Source organism: uncultured Agitococcus sp., assembly GCF_937920075.1.
In the GTDB taxonomy this organism is placed as follows: Bacteria; Pseudomonadota; Gammaproteobacteria; order Pseudomonadales; family Moraxellaceae; genus Agitococcus.
In genome coordinates this window covers 1-1,275 of sequence record NZ_CALETI010000368.1, presented here as the reverse complement: position 1 = coordinate 1,275, position 1,275 = coordinate 1, and the positions used below count along the sequence as shown (strand labels likewise).

Below are 1,275 nucleotides of genomic sequence, written 5' to 3'. Positions count from 1 at the left end.
AAGGCGTTGCTCTTTTGTTCGCCTTTCCAAAACTGCCACCATTTTTTACTCATAATCGCCGTACCTTTACTTCGGTTTTTTTGAATCGCTTCGCAAGCATATCATTTATTGCATCGCACATGGGATCTATCTGGTCATCATGGTCGTGTCCATCATCTGCCGTAAAAGCCTCACATTCAGCAATAAAGTCGCTTAGAAAACTCGCTGATTCAGGCAAATAAACAAAGCCACTCTCAATGTATGGTAAAGCATCTTGTACCCTTGTCAATTTATCCGTGTTTCTTTGTATCGCAACAACGGGTATTTTGTCTATTTTTTTAATATCTTGAATCAAACCCGTGCCGCTTGCCTTATCCTCAATGCAAAATTCGCGTAATGCGCCATTGTTTATGTTTATGTGTTTATTCCAAAAGTCGTTAGCATTTCGTCTTAGCTCAGGTGATTCCCATTTGCCGCGCATCATGTCTATTAGATAAGCATTGCCGTCTGCATAACCCCAACATTCAAAAACAGTGTAATCGTTTTGCTTACCTGTTTTTTGTGCGGTATCAGCATATATTTTTCGGTATTCTATTTTTGGCAACAACGAATAACGTTTAAACCATTCGCCCTTAATTATCTCACCACCAACAACGATTGGTGATTGTTGATAAAGTGATAGCCATGAAGTTGAGTCCATCACCTTTTTACGTTCAAGTAAAAAATCAATAGACTTATGCTCAGGAAATAACGCATCGCCCTCTTTTCTATTTGGCTCGTTATTTATTGCTATAGCAGGATATGACAAAACCTTAATGCTAGGATTTTGGGCAATGAGTCGGCCTATTGGGTCGTCAATGTGCCACCGCGTTAATATGCACAATAGCCCTGCATTTTCACTAAAACGCGTAAAAAAATCATCGGTAAACCAATCCCAAACCCCATCGCGAATAGTTTTAGAATTAGCCTCTTTTCGTCCCTTTATTGGGTCATCAATCACGCCTAAATCTAATCCTTCGCCTGTGATTGAGCCGCCTACAGTTGTATTTCTAAAATATCCATCATGTTCGCAATACTCTAAAATTTCACGGTTACGCAAAAACTGACCGCTAATTGTCACTGAGTTGGACGAATTAATTTTAGTATTAGGAAAAATATCTTGATATATTTGGCTATCATATAAGCGTTGCAATTTAAGGTTTGCACGAACACCTAATCGCTCGCTAAATGATGTGTATATCGTGCGGCAATCAGGGTCTTTACCTGCTAACCATGATATAAAATCAATAATCTGAA

At 38.9% G+C, this 1,275-nt stretch carries 1 protein-coding gene; it reads right to left on the bottom strand.

From position 1 onward, the window contains the following. Positions 1-49 precede the first annotated feature (49 nt). Positions 50-1,275, bottom strand: a 1,226-nt coding sequence (terL, locus tag Q0212_RS12505) for a phage terminase large subunit (RefSeq protein WP_297926012.1), incomplete at its 5' end; no start/stop codon positions are given.